The sequence below is a fragment of the Shewanella sp. 10N.286.54.B9 genome, from assembly GCF_041468565.1.
GTDB lineage: Bacteria > Pseudomonadota > Gammaproteobacteria > Enterobacterales > Shewanellaceae > Shewanella.
Window position 1 is genome coordinate 15,109 of record NZ_JBFRIY010000085.1, and the last position, 19,425, is coordinate 34,533.

The 19,425-nt window shown below is 43.3% G+C and carries 17 protein-coding genes; 9 read left to right on the forward strand and 8 right to left on the reverse strand.

Going from position 1 to position 19,425, the window contains the following annotated elements; translation table 11 throughout:
- Window positions 1–43: 43 nt before the first annotated feature.
- Window positions 44–520: a glycine zipper 2TM domain-containing protein gene (locus AB4135_RS21500; RefSeq protein WP_371995465.1), complete on the forward strand. Its 477-nt coding sequence runs from the start codon at window positions 44–46 to the stop codon at window positions 518–520.
- A 98-nt stretch (window positions 521–618) separates the two neighbouring features.
- Here AB4135_RS21500 and AB4135_RS21505 read toward each other — a convergent pair whose 3' ends face one another.
- Window positions 619–1,986, reverse strand: coding sequence for a PLP-dependent aminotransferase family protein (locus tag AB4135_RS21505; protein WP_371995466.1), 1,368 nt, complete (start codon window positions 1,984–1,986; stop codon window positions 619–621).
- Between the two features lie 98 nt (window positions 1,987–2,084).
- Here AB4135_RS21505 and AB4135_RS21510 point away from each other — a divergent pair, with 98 nt between their 5' ends.
- Entirely contained in the window at window positions 2,085–2,690 is a 606-nt protein-coding gene (locus AB4135_RS21510) for a LysE family translocator (protein ID WP_371995467.1), read from the forward strand.
- Between the two features lie 135 nt (window positions 2,691–2,825).
- Here AB4135_RS21510 and AB4135_RS21515 read toward each other — a convergent pair whose 3' ends face one another.
- Window positions 2,826–4,898: a prolyl oligopeptidase family serine peptidase gene (locus AB4135_RS21515; RefSeq protein WP_371995468.1), complete on the reverse strand. Its 2,073-nt coding sequence runs from the start codon at window positions 4,896–4,898 to the stop codon at window positions 2,826–2,828.
- Window positions 4,899–5,100: 202 nt separating this feature from the next.
- On the opposite strand from AB4135_RS21515, the gene AB4135_RS21520 reads away from it, so the two are divergent.
- Window positions 5,101–6,426, forward strand: a complete 1,326-nt coding sequence (locus AB4135_RS21520; RefSeq protein WP_371995469.1) for an amidohydrolase family protein — start codon at window positions 5,101–5,103, stop codon at window positions 6,424–6,426.
- Window positions 6,427–6,499: 73 nt separating this feature from the next.
- Here AB4135_RS21520 and AB4135_RS21525 read toward each other — a convergent pair whose 3' ends face one another.
- Window positions 6,500–7,156, reverse strand: a complete 657-nt coding sequence (locus AB4135_RS21525) for a glutathione S-transferase (protein ID WP_371995470.1) — start codon at window positions 7,154–7,156, stop codon at window positions 6,500–6,502.
- Between the two features lie 329 nt (window positions 7,157–7,485).
- Between AB4135_RS21525 and AB4135_RS21530 the strand changes: the two genes are divergently transcribed.
- Complete coding sequence (locus AB4135_RS21530; protein ID WP_371995471.1) at window positions 7,486–8,469, forward strand: rhodanese-related sulfurtransferase; 984 nt, start codon at window positions 7,486–7,488, stop codon at window positions 8,467–8,469.
- Between the two features lie 42 nt (window positions 8,470–8,511).
- On the opposite strand, the gene AB4135_RS21535 is transcribed toward AB4135_RS21530, so the two are convergent.
- A complete protein-coding gene (locus AB4135_RS21535) occupies window positions 8,512–9,291 on the reverse strand; it encodes a slipin family protein (RefSeq protein ID WP_371995480.1) in 780 nt (259 codons plus the stop codon).
- A 22-nt stretch (window positions 9,292–9,313) separates the two neighbouring features.
- The gene (locus AB4135_RS21540; protein WP_371995472.1) at window positions 9,314–10,720 is read right to left on the reverse strand and encodes a nodulation protein NfeD; all 1,407 of its coding nucleotides are present in this window, start codon (window positions 10,718–10,720) and stop codon (window positions 9,314–9,316) included.
- Between the two features lie 295 nt (window positions 10,721–11,015).
- On the opposite strand from AB4135_RS21540, the gene yegD reads away from it, so the two are divergent.
- Window positions 11,016–12,383 (forward strand): molecular chaperone, encoded by a 1,368-nt coding sequence (gene yegD / locus AB4135_RS21545; RefSeq protein WP_371995473.1) that lies wholly within the window; start codon window positions 11,016–11,018, stop codon window positions 12,381–12,383.
- An 88-nt stretch (window positions 12,384–12,471) separates the two neighbouring features.
- The gene (locus AB4135_RS21550) at window positions 12,472–12,960 is read left to right on the forward strand and encodes a CreA family protein (protein ID WP_371995474.1); all 489 of its coding nucleotides are present in this window, start codon (window positions 12,472–12,474) and stop codon (window positions 12,958–12,960) included.
- Between the two features lie 75 nt (window positions 12,961–13,035).
- Here AB4135_RS21550 and AB4135_RS21555 read toward each other — a convergent pair whose 3' ends face one another.
- Together AB4135_RS21555 and azu are read right to left on the reverse strand one after the other, a co-directional pair.
- Window positions 13,036–13,611, reverse strand: a complete 576-nt coding sequence (locus tag AB4135_RS21555; RefSeq protein ID WP_371995475.1) for a type II secretion system protein — start codon at window positions 13,609–13,611, stop codon at window positions 13,036–13,038.
- A gap of 120 nt (window positions 13,612–13,731) precedes the next feature.
- Entirely contained in the window at window positions 13,732–14,175 is a 444-nt protein-coding gene (azu, locus tag AB4135_RS21560; protein ID WP_371995481.1) for an azurin, read from the reverse strand.
- A 321-nt stretch (window positions 14,176–14,496) separates the two neighbouring features.
- Here azu and rsgA point away from each other — a divergent pair, with 321 nt between their 5' ends.
- Window positions 14,497–15,543, forward strand: coding sequence for a ribosome small subunit-dependent GTPase A (rsgA, locus tag AB4135_RS21565; protein ID WP_371995476.1), 1,047 nt, complete (start codon window positions 14,497–14,499; stop codon window positions 15,541–15,543).
- A gap of 335 nt (window positions 15,544–15,878) precedes the next feature.
- On the opposite strand, the gene AB4135_RS21570 is transcribed toward rsgA, so the two are convergent.
- Window positions 15,879–16,889: an alpha/beta hydrolase family protein gene (locus AB4135_RS21570; RefSeq protein ID WP_371995477.1), complete on the reverse strand. Its 1,011-nt coding sequence runs from the start codon at window positions 16,887–16,889 to the stop codon at window positions 15,879–15,881.
- 354 nt (window positions 16,890–17,243) lie between these two features.
- Between AB4135_RS21570 and AB4135_RS21575 the strand changes: the two genes are divergently transcribed.
- A complete protein-coding gene (locus tag AB4135_RS21575) occupies window positions 17,244–17,714 on the forward strand; it encodes a DUF1097 domain-containing protein (RefSeq protein WP_371995478.1) in 471 nt (156 codons plus the stop codon).
- A gap of 117 nt (window positions 17,715–17,831) precedes the next feature.
- Window positions 17,832–19,289 carry a methyl-accepting chemotaxis protein gene (locus tag AB4135_RS21580; RefSeq protein WP_371995479.1) on the forward strand — a complete coding sequence of 486 codons (1,458 nt, stop codon included), beginning with the start codon at window positions 17,832–17,834 and terminating at the stop codon, window positions 19,287–19,289.
- The last annotated feature ends 136 nt before the right edge of the window (window positions 19,290–19,425 follow it).

Here is a 19,425-nt window from a genome sequence, read left to right on the forward strand (position 1 = left end):
AATTAGGCAATGTAGATACCTTTAAGTTAGCGGAAAAAAGCCTATGTTGAAACCTCATCTAATTGTTTTTATGGTGATCAGTTTGTTTTTAAGCATACCTCAACTCAATGCTGCACCTTATGATCGCAATCAAGCTGTTCCCGTTGAGAAAGTAGAATTTGGACAAGTCGCATCAGTCAGGAACATCACCGAAAAGCAACTTGTTGAAGACCAAAATACTGGTTGGAAAACGTTTGGCGGTGCGCTCATTGGTGGCGTAGTTGGGCATCAATTTGGTGGTGGCTCAGGCCAAGATGTCGCTACGGTACTAGGTGCACTGCTAGGTGCGGGGATCGGTAATCGCTATGGTGACAGCTCATACTATCAAGAGCTGAAGTTAGTTGAAATGATGATTACTCTGGACAGTGGCGAGCAAGTTATGGTTATCCAAGATTTAGACCAAGGGATGATTTTTAACGTCAATGATGAGGTCAGAGTGGTTTACCTCAAAGGTTATGTCAGAGTTGACCAACAGATGTAATCGGCAACGCTTTAATCGATTCAAAATTTAAGCGCAGTCAAGTAAAACTGCGCTTTTTTATTGTTTAAAATGTTACTAAGACATTCTTATTGCGGGATTTAAACAAATGAATAGCTACTTTGGCTTAGTTTCAAAATAGTAGATTCAATCAACTCAAGTTGCTTTTTAAACTCTATTTCGTCGCATGTGCCACCAATACTGAGTCGAATATGATTTTGATGATTATCAAAGTCATCACCATCACGAATGAGTATGCCTTCGGCGGCTAGCGCTGCGACAACATGATGAGATTTAAGTGGCAGAGCAAGCTTCAACCAACCATTAAGGCCACGCCATGTTTGGGTTAACGCTAAACGCTCTCCCATGGCGATACACAGTTGCTGTCTTTGTGCTATTTGCTGCTCTCTTTCACCCATGAACACCTTATTACTAATAATACGGCAGGCAAGCTCGGTGTTTAGGGGCGATACCATCCAGCATTGGCTATAAAGTGCCTGTTTAATTTTAGCCAGTAACGGCAGTGGACAAAGTAGAAAACCTTGACGTAGCCCACCACAAAACAGCTTCGATAAACTAGATAGGTAGACCACCTTGTGTTGCAGAGCATCATCGGTTGATGCTTGATCAAGGCACCACATCGGCGTGTGCCACTCTTCAGGCAAACAGTAGTTCACATCGTCTTCAATAATGACCACATCATATTGGCGTGCTAGCGCAATAATGGTTTGCCTTTGTTGCTGGCTGTATTGAATGCATGTTGGATTCTGATTGTTAGGGGTTAGATACACAGCTTTCGGTTTGTAGCGCACTATTTGACGTTCTAACTCAGCGAGGTTTAATCCCTCTTGGGTCAAGGACACTCTCTCAATATTGAGCCCGAGTTGCTGTGCAGCGACTTTTATTCCGGGGTAGCAGTTTTCTTCACATAGCAGGTGGTCACCCGCATTCATCAATCCATTTAAGACTGCAAAAATACCTTGCTGGGCACCGTGACTAAAAACAATTTGCTCTGCAGTTTGAGGTATTTGACGCTTGTGTAACCACTGGCTGAAATTGAGCTGATGTTGTGGCAGCGGGTCTGCATGGTATTGCATCAGTTGGCTAATCATATGTGGTTCTTTAGCTAGCTCGCTTAAAGCATCACTAATAATACCGATTTGATTGGTTAGCGGTTGTTCGCAAGTCGCAAAGTTAGCCTGTTGCGGTTTTGACTGATATCGAGTGCCTTTTACATAGGTGCCAGCGCCCACTTTTGCAAACACATAACCGCGTTGTTCAAGTAAAGCATAAGCCCGGGTTACCGTGCCTACCGTAACAGCGACTTTATCCGCGAGTTGTCGCTGCGGTGGAAGCTTTGTGTCCGCTGGCAGTTGGCCATTCTTAATTGCTGCTTCAGCGGCCTCTGCAAGGCGAACATACAAAGGGCCTTGGTAGTTTTCAAGTGTTGGAATCCAAATTGTACCCATGACAATAAAACCGTTGATCTGCTTTTTGTATCGATTATTATGCGGCTAATGATTTGATTGTGTCAATAATTGTATGCGTACAATTTACTGGGGAAGAGATGGATTCACTACTTACACTAATGGTTTCGGCGGCAATATTTTGCGCAACAATGACTATGACACCGGGGCCTAACAATATTTTGCTCGCTACATCAGGCGCTAACTTTGGTGTGAAGCAGACGTTACCGCATATTATCGGGATCCGAGTTGGACAAACAATGTTGCATGTCGCGATTTTGTTGGGACTTGGTGGCTTATTCCAGTCATGGCCGCTATTGCACTCAGTGTTGAAGGTGGCCTCGGTCATATATCTGTTGTTTCTTGCATATAGAGTGATGACTTTGCCTGTAGAAAATGGTTATGACGTGTTGGATAGAAAGCCTATGTCAATGAAAGAAGCAGCACTGTTTCAATGGATAAACCCAAAAAGCTGGATGGCAACGATAACGCTTTGTACTGCATTTACGGTAAGTGGTGATGGTTACTGGGCAAGTGCGTTACTCGGCTTATTAGTGTTTAATATTGTCGGCTTTCCTGCTTCGTTCACGTGGGTGGCGTTAGGTGCCGCAATAAAAGACAAACTAAATTCAACCAAGCGTCGACGTTATTTCAACTGGAGTATGGGGGGCTTGCTAGTGGTAACTATCCCTTTAATCACCATATGAAGTCGCTGTAGCTGATAGCCACCAACTAGCAATTTGTCCTACTGATTGATGCATTGAAACCAATATTAAAGCAAAAGCTAACAGCCTGAAATGGATGTTAGCTTTTTGCAAGGGAGTGTAAACGCCAAAAAAGCGTTAGCTTTTAGGTTGTTGATACTTATCAAACCACCACAGAATATGCGCGACTTTAGACATCAAGTTGCTTGGGCGTTTGTATATACCATGAGGCGCATCCGGAATTCTCACCATCGCGGTATCAATATTACGCAGTTTTAGTGCTTGGTAGAACTGCTCTGTTTCTGCGATAGGTGTTCGCTTATCAGCTTCACCTGTTAACAACATCGTTGGGGTCGAGACATTACCAACATAGCTAATAGGAGAGAGCCTCATATAGTGCTGAGGATCTTCCCAAGGCATTTTTTCAAACCAATTTTTAATCACGAAAGGATAAATATCAGTGGTTAATGCAAAGCTAAACCAATTAATTACTGGTTTTGCCACTACAGCGGCTTTGAAGCGGTCAGTATGACCGACTATCCAAGCAGTTAGTACGCCACCACCGGAGCCTCCCGTCACAAAAAGCGCGTCTTCATCAATAGCGTCTTGGGCAATGACTCCATCAACGACAGACATAAGGTCATCATAATCTTGGCTTGGGTAATTATTATAAATAATCTGAGCAAACTCTTTGCCATAGCTATCGCTGCCTCGGGGGTTTGCATAAACCACTACATAACCGCTCGCTGCCATTAACTGTATTTCTGCTGAAAAATGAGGTCCATAATTGGTGACGGGGCCGCCATGTATTTCAAGAATGAGTGGGAATTTCTTACCTGCTTTTATCTGCTCTTTATATCCCGGCGGGTATGCAACCCAGGCTTGAATATTACGTCCATCGAAAGACGATTTCACATTGAGTTCGCGAATATTTGCTAAGGTTTTATGATCGAGAGCATCACTATTGAGGTTTGTTAGCTGGGTGTTTCTCCCTTTTCGAGTCACAGCTATATCCGCTGGTCGCAGTGGGTCAGAATAGGTATATGCTATCGTCCCGTTTTCAGCAACATCAAAGTCACTGCCAGTATAAGGACGACCAAAAGATAGCCCGCCTAGATTCTTTGCTACAACCCTGTGTTTGCCTTTCAATGGCTGGGTTGCGATAAAGGTTTCGCCTTTATCGTGGTAACTCATGTATAACGATTTACTGTTGTCGGCCCATTGAATTTTGTTTATTGAACGATCGAACTCGGCTGTTAAAGAACGTTTGTCAGAGCCATCAAGGTTCATAACGTACAGTTCAGTATTTTCATAATTTTTATAATTTTGATTAGCGCCTAGGTAAGCAATCATTTTGCCATTTGGAGAAACAATAGGCTGGTTATCTGGGCCGACACGAGAGGTCAATGCTTTTGTCTGTAGGTTACTGAGATCCAAACTGTATATATTGCTGTCGGTCCATTCTAGGTCACTATCGCTGCGCATGTTAGTTGAATAAATCAGCTGATGGCCGTTTTTACTCCAACTTATTTCACCGCGGTGATCATTGCTAGCAAAAGTTAGTTGGCGCGCTGCACCACCATCAACAGACATGATGAATATTTGACGATTACCTGGCTGAGTAAATCCTGCGCCATCAAAGCGATAATACATTTTGTCAATGTAGACAGCTGGCTTTGCCCAAGTAGCATCTTTAGGCTTACCTGGAAGATTTACAACAGACTTGGCTTTTTGTTCAACAAAGCGGGTAAAGGCGATGGTTTTACCATCGGGTGACCAAGATAAGTTGGCGGGGGCGCTACTAAAGTGGCTCAATTGGGCATTGCTACCATTGTTAAGCCAGCGCATATGGATCTGCGGTGAACCACTTGCTGTAGAGATATAAGCCAATTTACTATTGTCAGGCGATAACGTGGGGGCAAAGTCAACATGCAGCCCATTAGTCACCGGCGTTAAGGTTTTCTCACTGTCCACTTTCCAGATATTACCCAACTTCTTATCTGTCTGAATATCCATGTAATTGCGAACAAAATAGACTTCATCACCCTTATTATTTATTTCAAGATCTGAGGCATACTCAAGGTTAAAAATATCCTCTAACTGCAAAGTTTGAAGCTCGGTAGAAGGGAGTGCTGTCATCGTCTCTTTAGCTGAGACGAGGTTGATGGTCAATGGCGTAATAACGAGGGCCATGTATATACTGGTTTTCATTGTAATCCCTTAAGTGCTGACTTTTACAAGCGTTTACTGGTTTATAGAAATTGCTATCTCAGTACTGTGGTGTTCTATTTTTATGCAAGTCCACTAAGTTAGCACATGTAAAGTTAATGCTGAAGTAATGTGAATATCCGTTTACATTTTTCATTGCTGCGGTATATTCATTACAATATAAAAACTAAAGTAGCTAAACATAATGGATAAAACGACTGACAATAATGCCAAATTAAGCATCAAGCTTACCGCTATTACCTTAGCAATATCTGCTTTACTGAGTCATAGCGCATTAGCTGAAACTCAAGTTATTCATGCGGGGGAATTGTTGTCCGTTCCAGGGAAAGCGCCTCTAAAAAACTACACAGTGGTGATTGAAGAGGGCTCGATTACGGCTGTTACTAAAGGTTTTGTGCCAGTGACTGAATTTGGCAATGATGTACGTTTAATTGATCTTAAAGATAGCTTTGTGATGCCAGGTTTAATGGATATGCATGTGCACCTGCAGATGGAACTTGGGCCTGACAATACTGCTGATACGGTGAAACTATCAGATGCTGATGTGGCGATGAAAAGCGTTCATTACGCCAAAACAACATTGATGTCTGGTTTTACTACCGTGCGGGATCTACTCAGTGAACCTGAGCAAATGTATGCGCTACGTGATGGAGTAGAAAAAGGTTGGATAGATGGACCTAGAATTATCGCAGCAGCAGGGATCTCTATTACGGGTGGTCATTTAGATGTAGATGGAATGGCGCCAGATCTCTTGGCAATGAAGTCATCAAAAATGCTCTGTGACGGTCCTTTTGAGTGTAGAAAAATGACCCGTAAAGCGATTAAATATGGTGCAGATGCGATTAAAGTTGCCTCAACGGGTGGGGTGCTTTCTAACACTGACACGGGAACAGGTCAGCAGATGACCAATAATGAGTTAAAAGAGATAGTTGAAACCGCTCATTCGCTGGGTCGTAAAGTCGCCAGCCATGCTCATGCGGCAGAAGGAATAAATGCGGCTTTGCGCGCAGGTGTCGACAGTATTGAGCACGGCAGTTACTCCAATGAAGAGTCGATTAAGCTATTTAAACAATCTGGCGCTTATTTAGTGCCTACTTTGCTTGCTGGCGCAACAGTCGTGGAGATGGCAAATACCTCAGACTTCATGCCCGCACCAGTTAAAGCTAAAGCGATTAGAGTGGGCGCTGATATGCTCGACAATTTTTCGGCCTCCTATAAAGCTGGGGTGAAGATTGCTTTCGGTACCGATAGTGGTGTATCTAAACATGGAATTAATGCCGAGGAGGCAGTGTTGATGTATCAGGCAGGCATGAGCACAGCAGATATCTTAAAATCCGCAACAGTTAATGGCGCAGATCTTATCGGCATGAGCGATAAGCTAGGCACTATTGAGGTGGGTAAGTACGCTGATATTATTGCCACGGATTCTAGCCCACTAAATGATATTAAGCAGTTGCTGGATGTCGATTTTGTAATGAAAGGCGGTAAAGTCTATAAACAAAGTTTATAGACAAAATTTCATAAGTAATCATAGTTGGTATTAGTACAAAAAGGAGCTAATGCTCCTTTTGTGTTTAATTGATTTACTTTTCGCCACCAAATACGAACTCTTGTTGGCTTTCAAGCCAAGTGGGAAATTTTTGCATAATTGTTGTAAACGCTTCGCTTTGTAAATGGTTTGTTAGCCACAATTGGACGTTTTTATAGTCAGATTGCTCGAACCAAGCTTTATCTACATGGGCAAACTGCCTAATGAACGGATAGATGGCATAATCGGCAATGCAGGGCACTTGACCAAGGAGCTGTGAGTGCTTATCAAGTAAGGTTTCTAATTGCTGTATAAATAGCTCACCTTGTTGACGGTAGTGCTGTTGGCTGTGTTCGGGAAAGCGGTCAGCATATTTGTATTTGTCTAACCAAGATTTAAAGACTTGATCGTTATATTCAATTAACGCTTTTGCTGCTTCTTGTTTGTTACTGCTATTAGCCAGTAATAGATCGTTCGGGTCATTTTGTGAAATTGCCCAACACATGATCTCAAAACTCTCCTCAATGACAGTACCATTTTCTAATATCAATACTGGCACAGTGCCCTTTGGCGACTGGGCAAGCATTGCTTCTGGTTTATGCCTGAGTACAATTTCACGCAAACTGACTGGCTTTTGGGCAAGGTAAATTCCCAGTCTAGCCCGCATAGCGTAAGGGCAGCGTCTAAAGGAGTACAATGTCGGTAAGGTCATATTATTTATTTTAGATAAACTATGGTGTATTAAACGATGCCGCTATTTTTAACTGCCTGCAATGAAATAACAATCAATATTGACTGAATTAGAAAATGCTCAAGCAATTACCGTTTAGCTATCGTCATTTATTTTACTGATTAACATTAAAATCTAAATGGTAAAGGAATGGAGTAAGCGAACCATAAAGGCCTTACTTTTTGTACCTGTTTGTTGTGATGTGATTCAGGTAGACTTCGCGATTAATTTTGTGCAGCGGCTCACGTTTTGCCGTTGACGTAGTAAATGCACTGAAGATTAAGCTTCAGCCAGCAGTATAAGAGGTCTCAATGTCAAAAGTTGTTGTTTGTGCCATGTATAAGTTTGTTGCTCTTCCTGAGTTTGAAAATATCCAGAAGCCATTACTCGCAGTGATGGAAGAATCCGCGATTAAAGGTACATTGCTGCTGGCTGCAGAAGGTATTAATGGCACCGTAGCAGGTTCTCAAGCAGCTATTGATGGATTACTGACATGGTTAGCTACTCAGCCTGGACTTGATAATATTGTCCACAAATTGTCTTTTGACGAGGAAATGCCTTTTTATCGCACTAAGGTCAAACTCAAAAAAGAGATTGTGACTATGGGCGTAGAAGGGATTGATCCTAATAAAGTGGTAGGTACTTACGTTAAACCTAAGGATTGGAATGCACTGATCTCCGATCCCGAAGTACTTTTAGTCGATACCCGTAACGATTACGAAGTACAGATCGGTACATTTGAGAATGCGCTAGACCCCAAAACAACTACCTTTAGAGAGTTCCCTGAATACGTTAAGCAGAACCTAGATCCTGCAAAGCATAAGAAAGTCGCTATGTTTTGCACCGGTGGTATTCGCTGCGAAAAATCAACTGCATACTTAAAAGAGCAGGGCTTTGATGATGTTTATCATCTAGAGGGCGGTATTCTAAAGTACCTTGAAGAGGTTAAGCAGGAAGAGAGCATGTGGCAAGGTGAGTGCTTTGTATTTGATAACCGGGTGGCGGTTAATCATGATCTGGAAAAAGGTCAATACGATCAGTGTAATGCTTGTCGTATGCCGATCACTGAAGATGAGAAAGCATCGCCACAATTTGAACAAGGTGTAAGTTGCCCTCACTGTATCGATAAAGTCACCGACAAGCAGCGTGAGCGATTCTTAGAGCGTGAGCGTCAAGTGCAACTGTCTAAGCAACGTGGTGAAGCGCATATAGGCAGTGATGTGGGCGCCGTGATCGAATCTCGCCGCGCTAAGAAAGAGCAACTAAAAAAATCTCAAAATGAGAAAAAGGTGTAAACCACGCTCGATAATTTCAAGGCAGCATTAGGCTGCCTTTTTTTATTGTGGTTTATTGCTCGACGATTTGGATTCTTTTTCTGTTTGTTCTGTTGTTTTTTGCTCAGCGTTCATCACTCCATTAAGCAAATCCATCGGCAGCGGGAACAGAATAGTAGAGTTTTTCTCGCCGGCGATTTCAGTCAAGGTTTGCAGGTATCTCAGTAAAATAGCATTGGGCTCTGTGGCAAGCGCGGTTGCAGCTTCTACCAGCTTACTTGAGGCTTCCATTTCGCCAGATGCATGAATAACCTTAGCGCGACGCGTTCTTTCTGCCTCTGCTTGGCGGGCAATGGCTCTGACCATAGTTTCATTAAGATCAACGTGCTTTATCTCTACATTCGACACTTTAATGCCCCAATCATCGGTACGGCTGTCTAAGATCACTTGAATATCTGCGTTGAGCATCTCACGGTTAGCAAGCATCTCATCCAGTTCATGTTGACCTAAGACTGAGCGCAGAGTCGTTTGTGCCAATTGCGATGTCGCTTGTAGAAAATCTTCGACATTGATTATCGCTTTTTGAGAATCAATAACGCGAAAATACAGTACCGCGTTTACTCTGACCGAGACATTATCGCGACTGATCACATCTTGGCTGGGCACATCCATGACTACAGTTCTTAAATCGACTCTCACCATCTGTTGAATGAACGGAATAACAATAATAAGTCCGGGTCCTTTAACTTGTTGAAAGCGTCCTAAAAGAAAAATAACGCCTCTTTCATACTCTCTTAAAATCCTGAAGATACTGATAAGCAACGAGATAATTATAAATAGCATTACTGCGCTGAATATTGTGCCGTTAGTGATGACAGGTTCCATTAGAGGCCTCCTTATCCTGATTGGTTTTAGCTTCAATTTTCGCTACCTGCAGCGATAGACCGTCGATCTTAATTACGGCTACATTGTCACCTTTGCTGAGTTTATGCGGACTCATTGCATTCCAACGTTCGCCATTTAAGCAGACAAAACCTTGGCCATTAAAGTCAGCAAGCACCGTTGCATTGGCGCCGACTATCGCCTCTTGGCCGCTAACAACTGCACGTTTTCGCATACGTAAAACAAAACTGAGTACGAACACGAAAAACAACAGACTGACAAAAGCGACACTGCCAATGAGCAGTGGTGATACCTGAAATTGCGCTTGCGGCGTGTCGAATAGGAAAATTGAGCCCACCACAAATGCCGCTATTCCACCAACCCCAAATATGCCAAAGCTAGGAATCATAGCTTCTGTTATTAGCAGCACTATGCCTAAGATAACTAACGCGAGTCCGGCATAGTTCAAAGGCAGCATTTGCAGTGCATAAAGGGCAATAATCAGTGCGATAGCACCGCTGATCCCAGCCACTCCAATGCCTGGGCTATAAAATTCCAATATCAGACCATAAATGCCGATGATCATTAAAATGTAAGCAATATTCGGGTTAGTGATCGTGGCGATAAACTGATTCTGCCAACTTGGCTGTTTATTCACTAAGACTGCGCCTTTTAAATCTAAAGTGATTTTTTCTTCGCCTAACTCAATGGTAATGCCATCTAGGTTGGTTACCAGTTGCTGAGGTGATTCTGCGATTAAATTAATCACATTAAGTGCTAGTGCCTCAGTTGCGGTTAATGTGGCAGCTTCAGTGACTGCAAGTACGGCCCACTCTTGGTTTCTGCCGCGCAGCTGTGCTAATGAGCGTATGTAGGCGATGGCATCGTTAAGGATTTTCTTCTCCATTGCTGAAGGGCTGGGGTTATCATTTTTGCTATCCTCGCCTTTATCTGCCGGACTGATTTTGTCAGGCGAGGGGGCACTCGGCCCCATTTGCACCGGTGTTGCCGCGCCTAAGGTTGTCGCTGTTGCCATCGCTGCTGTATGGCAGGCATATAACAGGTACGTACCGGCGCTAGCCGCTCTGGCACCTTTAGGGTAAACCAAACATGCAATCGGAACAGTAGAGGCGAGGACGGCTTGATTGATGTCGCGAAGACTCGAGACCAAGCCTCCAGGCGTATCGATAGTGATAATGATAAGTGGAGCTTGTTGTTGGTTAGCGGCATTAATTTCTACTGTTAGGTGCTGGCTAACAGCAGGTCCAATCGGACCTTTAATACTCACAACAGGGATTTCAGAGGCAAGAATATTTTTGTCCGCACTCTGTACTCCCATGCAAAATAGGGCTGTAAAGATTACCAATAGGGCTAGCTTGCAGCCATACATAATCAAACCTTAGTCAATATTTTAGTCGAGTTCCTATTTCGGCTAAAAGTCGTACTTTAAGTTTAGTCTATTTTTACAAAATCATCGCAGTCGACGCGATTTGAATTGTGAAATGATTGCTAGAATGTTGCTAAGTACAAGAGGGCTGATATGTTCTGTTTTATCTTATTTGCTTATGAGAATGTTAACCCTGTGTAGAAACTGTGCTTAGGGATAATTTTTAAAAATAACCCTTTTTGCTTCCGATTAACTGTGCTATTTTTCACGGCTTTTTTACGATTAACGGGATAGACTCATGTTTGTTGGATTTGACTATGGTAGTGCCAATTGCGCGATTGGTGTTATGCAAGGTAAAGAGGTCTGTTTAGTCCCGCTTAGTGGTGATGCAAAGTATTTAACCTCCACGCTATATGCCATGGACAGAGAGCTGATTGCCGAAGAGGTGCTCAAGCAACTGCCAAACGAGCAAAAAGCCGAATATACCCGTTTACGCTCCGCTCAATTGAGCCGCGCCGCATCCATGCGTCGTGAGTTAGATCTACTGCCCCATGAGCAAGCCGTTTTCGTTGGTGAAGCGGCTGTAGAAGCTTATCTAGAGATGCCTGACGAAGGCTTTTATGTTCGCTCGCCTAAATCATTTCTTGGTGCAACGGGGTTAAGAGACAATCAAATTGCATTGTTTGAAGATATCGTCACCTTAATGATGATGCATATTAAAACCGTTGCTGAAAAAAATATGCTTGGAAATGGTGTGATAACCCACGCGGTTATTGGTCGCCCAGTCAATTTTCAAGGTATAGGCGGCGAGCAAAGTAATCTACAAGCAGAAGCTATTTTATCTTTAGCGGCTAAACGTGCAGGCTTTACTGATGTGGACTTTCTTTTCGAACCCCTTGCCGCCGGAATGGACTATGAAGCTTCACTAGATGAAGATGTCACTGTGCTGGTGGTCGATGTGGGCGGTGGTACTACAGATTGCTCTATGGTGAAAATGGGGCCTAGTCATATTGATAGCGCCGACAGAAGCCAGGACTTTCTAGGCCATAGTGGTCAGCGCATCGGCGGTAACGATCTCGATATCGCACTATCAATGGCCGCATTTATGCCGCATCTTGGCTTAGGCAGCTTAATGGTCAATAAGCTTCCAGTGCCAAGTAAACCATTTTGGAATGCCGTGGCTGTTAACGACATTAGTGCGCAACGTGATTTTGCAGCCTTGAACTCAAAAAAGCTCATCGAAGAGTTAATTAAAGATGCACAACAACCAGAACTAATCACGCGGCTGCTAAAAGTTCAAAAAGAGCAGTTAGGCTATAAATTGGTTCGTAGTGCTGAGCAAAGTAAAATAGCGCTTTCTAGCGAAGACAGTATTGATACGCCACTGGGCTTTGTCCATGCAGGTTTGCATGCCAAGGTAACAGAAGCTGATTTTGAAAATGCGATAACCATGCCACTGAGTAAAGTCGAGTCGTTGATGCGAGAAGCATTGGAGACATCAGGTGTTAAGCCCGACAGAATTTACGTCACCGGCGGCACGGCTCGTAGCCCTGCTATATACCGCAGGATCTCAGGCTTATTCCCTGATATTCCGATTGTAGTTGGCGATCACTTTGGTAGTGTAACGGCGGGTTTAACTCGTTGGGCGCAAAAAGTATTTGCGTAGCGTTTTGTTATACCGATTGTTCTAAAGATAAGCTTGGTACTCAGCGATTTACTTTCATGTGAGTATGCAATAGTAATAAGGAAAAGTGATGAATAAGTTAGCGTTATTAAAAGCGGGATTGCTTGGAATGGTTGCCAGCGCAACGTTAGCGGGCTGCGGTGATGATGTTGGCAAGGTAAGCCTAGGCTTGTTTACCACCAAAGATGTGATTATTGATGCTCGCCAGGACCCTAAAGTGGCTGGAGTGACATGTCATATCAGCCGTATTGAAGCCAATCTCAGTTTGGCTGACCCATCTGATATGAGCATCTCCTGTCGTCAAACTGGGCCAATCTCAGCCGCTGAACTCGCGGATATCGATAAGAGTAAAAATGGTGAAGTGGTATTTAAAGCGTCACTGAGTGTTTTATTCAAGACGCTTAAAGTACGCCGTATTTACGATGCAGAGAATCAAACCTTACTTTACCTGTCTTACTCAACCAAAGAGACCAATGGCAGTCATAAACATGCCTTGTCTACAGTGCCGCTATACGGTACTCAAGCTTGGGTTGATCCGGTCACTATCCAAACTAATTAAAATAAGCGGCGCTATTTAGCCATATTAGATTACAAGGTAAATAGCGTCGTTCAATTAATACTTATCGCTTAAGCTTTAATTACTGCTAATAACACTGTTAGCGGTACCCGCAACCGAGTCATAAACTATTTTTATTTCTGCGGTTTCACGACCCGCTGTGTCATTGAGTGTGCGTAGCACATAACTGCATTCGGTTTGCCCTGTCGGATTACTATCTGCTGGGTGGCGATATGCTTGAAAGTCACTGCCGTTATCGACACTGGACAATGAAACACTAGCGGGATCTTCGATTAAGGTGTTCCACAAATCAACACAGCCTTGTTCCCCTTGGCCAATATTGGTTGGTTGCCCCATTGGTTCGCCTTTATCTATTCCTAAAGGGAAGCCGTTAGCATTCATATCAAGTTCATCACCAGCATAGCCAGGCAGGTTATTCATTGGGCTATTGCCACCGACTATTTGCCAGCGAGTATGGCTGAAGATGAGAGCCTGTTGATATGAGGCTGCTATCGCTTTAACCCGGCTGATCTCAGCGTCACGCCTAAAATCAATAAACTTGGGCGCGGCGATCACCGCCAAAATGCCTAAAACGATAATGACTACAACTAACTCAATCAGCGTAAATCCTTTAACTTTACTCTTTGCGGCCATGCAATATTTTCTTCCCAAAAGATCAGACCATTAGTTTAATAGTAATCGATTTGTTAATAAACAAAAATAAAAAACCGCCACAGCGGCGGTTTAATCTTAGCTTCCTATGTGAACGATAGTTTACTTAATACTGAAGCTACCCTGCATAATCGCCCAGTGACCTGGGAAAGAACAGAAGAAACGGTAGTCATTATTTGGAACTAAATCAGCGATACTAAAAGTAATGCTGGTCGATTCACCACCCCCAATAATGTCGGTATGAGCGATAACGCGTGAATCGTCAGGTTTTACGTAACTGTTTACTGCGCCTGCAGCCATGCCATCATTTGCGATTGCTTGCATATCGCCCGCTATACTCAGCACCCAGTTATGTCCCATTGCCGATTTAGGCAGTTGCCCGCTATGGGCTAAGGTGAGTGTAACCTCTTTGCAGCTAGCAGGTACCGATAACCGCTTTTTGTCGAACTGCATCGTATCAGTAGCTGAAATTGATAATTCACACTCGTTAGCGAAAGTTGTGCTGCTAAATAACACGAGCATCATAGCGGCAATAAGTATTGTCATAGAACGCATAGTTGTTCCTTAATAGATTAAGTTGAAAACCGAAGCATATTAGAACAAATGCAATCAAATGAGAATGATAATCAATTGTAAATAAGTTAAAGATAGTGATGCAGCTATGTTGGCTGTTATAAGGCAGGGGCATTTTGTCGCTTTTATTCAATCAATAGGTTTCGATGATTGCTATTATTTAATCACAGAACAAGCATAGCTTTAGTCTGCATTAGCAACGGCTAACAGTTGTAATACGTACTTGCGGCGACAAGCGGCATACGAGTTTATTTGTACTTGAGTGATTTTAGATATTTGGAATGGAGAACGGCGTTGCAACAGCAAACTATCACGTTAACACAGCTGGGTTGGAGACCTTTTTTTCAGCAGCAACTTAGTCTCGAAGAGTTAACAGAACTCAGCATCGGTCGAGTGGTCGAGCAGCATCGTAGCCATATTATGCTGTTAAGTGAGGCTGGAAATATACGGCTAACACTGACCCCTCAGTCTGAACGCATTTGTGTGGGAGATTGGGTACTTTTCGACGACTCTAACAGGCTAGTACGCCACTTAGAGCGTCAATCACTGTTTCAGCGTAAAGCGCCTGGCAGTAAAGTGGCCACCCAGTTAATCGCTGCCAATGTCGACAGCGTAATGATTGTTTGTTCGCTTAATCATGATTTTAACCTAAGCCGCATTGAACGTTACCTTGCGCTTGCAAAAGAAGCGCAGGTAGAGCCGGTGGTGGTACTGACTAAGCGCGACTTGTGTAGTGATGTCGATGATAAATGTCAGCAAGTACAGCAGCTTGATCCCTTTATGATGGTACATGCAGTTAATGCGTTGGATGATGAAAACCTGCAAAGCCTAGCGGCTTACTGCCAAACGGGCAAAACCGTGGCCTTTTTAGGCTCTTCCGGTGTGGGCAAGTCAACGCTCGTTAATGGGCTGATGGGGTTTGAGGCACAGCTTACCAGTAGCGTACGTGAAGATGACAGTAAAGGACGCCATACTACGACCTCAAGAGCGCTTAAGTGGCTGCCACAAGGCGGGCTGCTGATGGACACTCCTGGTATGCGAGAGCTGCAACTTAGCGATTGTGAGCAGGGCGTTAATGACACCTTTAGCGAAATTATCGATTTAGCACAGCAATGTCGCTTTGGTGATTGTAGCCATGAAAGCGAACCAGGCTGCGCCGTTCAAGCGGCACTCATTGGTGGGCTACTTGGCGAACGCCGCTTAAATAGCTACCGCAAGTTAATGCGAGAGCAAGCTTTAAATAGCGCAACCCTAGCGGAAAAGCGCGCTAAAGATAAAGCACTCGGCAAAATGATCCAGGGCGTACAAACGGCTTCTCGAAAATTAAAGAAGAACTACTAGGGGCTGTTGATCTTTCACGGTTGTTTTAGCCGCCGTTTATTGGCTATTTTGACAAGGAGGAGGCTATGCCGTTTAGTTATTCTCCACAAATAGTCTACAAACGCAGCCCTTTGGGGGCGATTCAATGCTTCTATTCTTTTATGGCTAGAATGTGTTATGGGCTTTTCACTTAGCCAGCTAAGCTTCATCACTCAAGCTTGGTACTAGAAACATTATTCCTTGCGGTAATAAATCGAACAAAAAACAGGCTCAAAAGTTCAACAGCCCTAAGTGCTGGTTCTTCTTTTGAGCGTTACTTTTGAACCAGTAAATAACCGTGGCTATTGATGCGTGGCTTATAAGTGTGTTTTAAACCAACTAACGAGTTCTTGTTCTGACTGTTTTTTGTTAATACTTAAGAAGTGATCGTCTTCAGGGTAAATAACCAGTTTATGTGGAACATTGTTTGTTTTTAGTGCTTCAGCAAGTGCAATAGAATGCTTGACCGATACACGTTTGTCGTTACTGCCATGTATAAGTAAAATTGGGATCTCTTTTGAAAGTTTATCAGCCCAAGTTATTACTGAACGTTTTTTTAGTTCAAGAGCTTTATTTTCTTGATAGTTGATGATTCTGTTACGGTAAACCTTCTCCATATTAGGGCGATAACCAAGATCTTTTACTAAATCGACATTTCCTGCAATGGTAGCGATGGCTTTTACATTGTTGTTCTTTTTAATTGCCAGATGGGTTTGCATACCCCCTCTGCTGGCACCATACATGCCGATCCTTTTTGCATCGGCACCTTTTATATCGGGTATGTAATCAAACAATGCCACTACATCATCAACATCTAGACCACCAAACTCATCCTGAAACATCGTTGACTCATTATGCAAGCCCCTGTATTGGCTGCCAATGATAACAAACCCCTGTTGAGCTATAGGAAATAGGTTCCGCATCATTGAACCAAATACCACACTGCCAAATCGACCATTTCCACCGCGATTATAAATCAAGACCGGCAGCTTGTTTGGCGCCGTTTTAGGCTTCATTAGATATCCACTTACAAATAGACCATTAACCTTATATTGAAAAGTTCTGCAATCAATTTCACTTTTATAGAAGTCAAATAGCTCTTCGCCGAACATTAAATCGAATTGAGTTAATTTGCGGGATAGCTGTACTTCAGATTGTATTGGTTTTGAAAACTTTACCTTCATAGCACTGCGCCAAGATTGATAATCTTTAAAAATTGAGCTAAAGCAGTCTTTCTGATTTTTGATGTCTGCATGATTAATAAGGTCTTGAGCTTGAGCATATAGAGGGCTAATAGCTAACAGTAACAATAGTATGGTTAATCTCACGTGAACTCCATGTCGGTGATGGTTTGATTTTTCAAATTTAATGCAGGGCACGCTAATGTCTCATGGGGTATGCAGATTGTAAAATGAAAAAAAGTGATGCTCTGCTCCACTGATACCACGCTAGTCTCAAAACATGCCTGTAAACAATTTTCTAATCACGTACTCTTCCTCTAAAGGCAAATAGGTAATTTTGTTACATTACTGTTCGTTTTGTGCGCTAAAACTCCTTGGATAGCAAATTATTTGTCACAGATCGTGTTTTTTAGCATTCAAAAAGGTTAATTTAGCGTCCTTAATATAAAACACTGTGTTCTTACATGGTGCCAGTATATACGCCGTTATAGAGAGGGCTTTATGGAACATCGTTGGCAAATAGCTATTTCAGCAGGATTACTCGCCGCAGTTTGGGCTGGTTTCGCTGATGCATTTCAACTTGTTACTTGGATAGGCTTTCTAGGTTGCAGTACTTTCTTCGCTCAAACGCAGTCGGGTGCGAAGGGAATGCTGATGGCAATGACCACCAATCTCTCTGGTGTTTTCTGGGGCTGGCTCATTATCTCTGGCAGTAGCTTTTTTGTCTCTCCTTTGCTTGGGTATGCCTTCACTGGCATTGCGACAGCGGCAATGTGTCTACAAGCCAGTTATCAAAAGTTGGCCTTTATACCTGGTGCCTTTATCGGTTGCTGTATCACTTTTGCTATGGGGGGCGATATCGCTGCTATATTACCGCCACTAATTCTTGGTGCGATGCTTGGCTACAGCATGAGCTTGTTCACCGCTCAGCTAATCTCTCTAACTCAAAAATTACAAACTATTTTTGCGTAAAACACTGCAAAAGAGTCGTAATTTGCTATAAAGCTTTGCTAAACAATGCCGATACTAGGTTTATTAGCTAAATATTGCTTATAAATGGTCGAAGGTTAAGGCCAAGGGAACTTCACGATGAAGCAAATTAATTTTCGAACTGTCGATGCTGTATTAATCAAGCTTAGCCTTAATGGTAAATTTTGGGCAATCTGTACCATGGTCACCCTTATCACGCTAGGGGTTGCAACCACCAATTATTTTAATAGCACACAACAGATTGAGGCTGCATCAGTAGAGCGAGCTCAAGCGACTGTCGATGCTTATGCATCTGTTGCTAACGACCTTCAGCTAAACGATGCTGCACTCGCTGAATTTGCCGCTAAAAATGGCTTAAGTGTGGGTTATGCTCAAAAATCGAATCGCGTTAACAACAAGGTTACCGTAAGCGCTAACCTTGTATCAGAGCAGCTTGTTTACAGCGCCAATGTCGCTAAGTGGGAGCAAGATGCACTGTCACAAGCTAATATGATGTTGTTATTGTCACTGCTTGGCCTGTTGCCTTTGTACCTGGTGAGTTACTGGGTATCTACCTCGCTAGGCGGCGGTTTGTGGGATATGTACCAAGCGATTAAAAGGTTGGCGGATGGCGACTTAAGCTTTAGGCTCAACTTTTTTGGTAAAGACGATTTTAGTTTAATCGCCCGTGAAATTGACCGCAGTGCCGACAACATGAGTGAAATGGTGTCTGCCATTGCTAAAAATGCCGAAACACTTTCTCATGCTGCGAGCGAGTTCCACCAACAGGCAGGTCAAAATGAGCAACTTACTCATGCTCAGCATCAATTTCTTGATACTGTTGCCGTGGCGATGTCGCAGATGACTGCCGCTGTTGAAGAAGTATCAGCAAATGCATCAAGCACTTCAGAGCAAACCGAAATTAACTCCTCTCAAGCTGCTAACAGTAAAGTACAGCTTACTGAAGCAGTTGCTAGCATAGGTATATTGACAGAGAGGATCTCAGAAGCCTCTATTTCAGTTGAAGACCTCTCTCATGCAGCGACTCAGATTGGTGAGGTCGTGACCACCATTAATGGCATTTCTGAGCAAACAAACCTATTGGCGCTTAACGCGGCAATTGAAGCGGCGAGAGCCGGTGAGCAGGGAAGAGGTTTTGCTGTCGTCGCCGATGAAGTAAGAACCCTTGCTAGTCGCACGCAACAAGCGACAGTGGAAATTCAATCTATGATTGAAGGCCTACAAACTGGCACTCACAAACTCAGCAACATTACTGGTGATATCGTATCGCAAGCAGATAAAGGTCGCGAAGCGATTGTATCAGTGAGCAATGATGTTGACAGCATGGCATTATCTATCAGCACGGTATTCGACATGAGTGCACAAATAGCGGCGTCATCAGAGGAGCAAAGCGTAGCCTCAAGAGAGATCGCATCGCAGCTTAATGACATTCGTGGACAAGCTGAAACAATCAAACAAACCACTGGTCATTCTATTAGCTTAGCCACTGACTTGAATGATGCTTCAAATGGTTTAGATCAGCTTTTAGGGCAATATACCTTAGCAAAGACTAATTAATTTACACTCGCTTGGGTTGAAGGATATTTAGAAGCAGAGTAATACCAATCAGTATAAAGATTTGATCGCTCAGCGAGAGTTTAGCGGCTTTGAGGTAAGGTCATTAAATGCTCCTCGGTAACTGCTCCTGCGTTAC

Excerpts from the sequence above, each read along its gene's own strand:
- yegD (WP_371995473.1), top strand. The coding sequence starts at position 11,016 with ATGTTTGTTGGATTTGACTATGGTAGTGCCAATTGCGCGATTGGTGTT.
- AB4135_RS21575 (WP_371995478.1), top strand. The coding sequence starts at position 17,244 with ATGGAACATCGTTGGCAAATAGCTATTTCAGCAGGATTACTCGCCGCA.
- AB4135_RS21500 (WP_371995465.1), top strand. The coding sequence starts at position 44 with ATGTTGAAACCTCATCTAATTGTTTTTATGGTGATCAGTTTGTTTTTA.
- AB4135_RS21515 (WP_371995468.1), bottom strand. The coding sequence starts at position 4,898 with ATGAAAACCAGTATATACATGGCCCTCGTTATTACGCCATTGACCATC.
- AB4135_RS21580 (WP_371995479.1), top strand. The coding sequence starts at position 17,832 with ATGAAGCAAATTAATTTTCGAACTGTCGATGCTGTATTAATCAAGCTT.
- AB4135_RS21540 (WP_371995472.1), bottom strand. The coding sequence starts at position 10,720 with ATGTATGGCTGCAAGCTAGCCCTATTGGTAATCTTTACAGCCCTATTT.
- AB4135_RS21555 (WP_371995475.1), bottom strand. The coding sequence starts at position 13,611 with ATGGCCGCAAAGAGTAAAGTTAAAGGATTTACGCTGATTGAGTTAGTT.
- AB4135_RS21550 (WP_371995474.1), top strand. The coding sequence starts at position 12,472 with ATGAATAAGTTAGCGTTATTAAAAGCGGGATTGCTTGGAATGGTTGCC.
- AB4135_RS21525 (WP_371995470.1), bottom strand. The coding sequence starts at position 7,156 with ATGACCTTACCGACATTGTACTCCTTTAGACGCTGCCCTTACGCTATG.
- AB4135_RS21510 (WP_371995467.1), top strand. The coding sequence starts at position 2,085 with ATGGATTCACTACTTACACTAATGGTTTCGGCGGCAATATTTTGCGCA.
- AB4135_RS21530 (WP_371995471.1), top strand. The coding sequence starts at position 7,486 with ATGTCAAAAGTTGTTGTTTGTGCCATGTATAAGTTTGTTGCTCTTCCT.
- AB4135_RS21520 (WP_371995469.1), top strand. The coding sequence starts at position 5,101 with ATGGATAAAACGACTGACAATAATGCCAAATTAAGCATCAAGCTTACC.
- AB4135_RS21535 (WP_371995480.1), bottom strand. The coding sequence starts at position 9,291 with ATGCTATTTATAATTATCTCGTTGCTTATCAGTATCTTCAGGATTTTA.
- AB4135_RS21505 (WP_371995466.1), bottom strand. The coding sequence starts at position 1,986 with ATGGGTACAATTTGGATTCCAACACTTGAAAACTACCAAGGCCCTTTG.
- azu (WP_371995481.1), bottom strand. The coding sequence starts at position 14,175 with ATGACAATACTTATTGCCGCTATGATGCTCGTGTTATTTAGCAGCACA.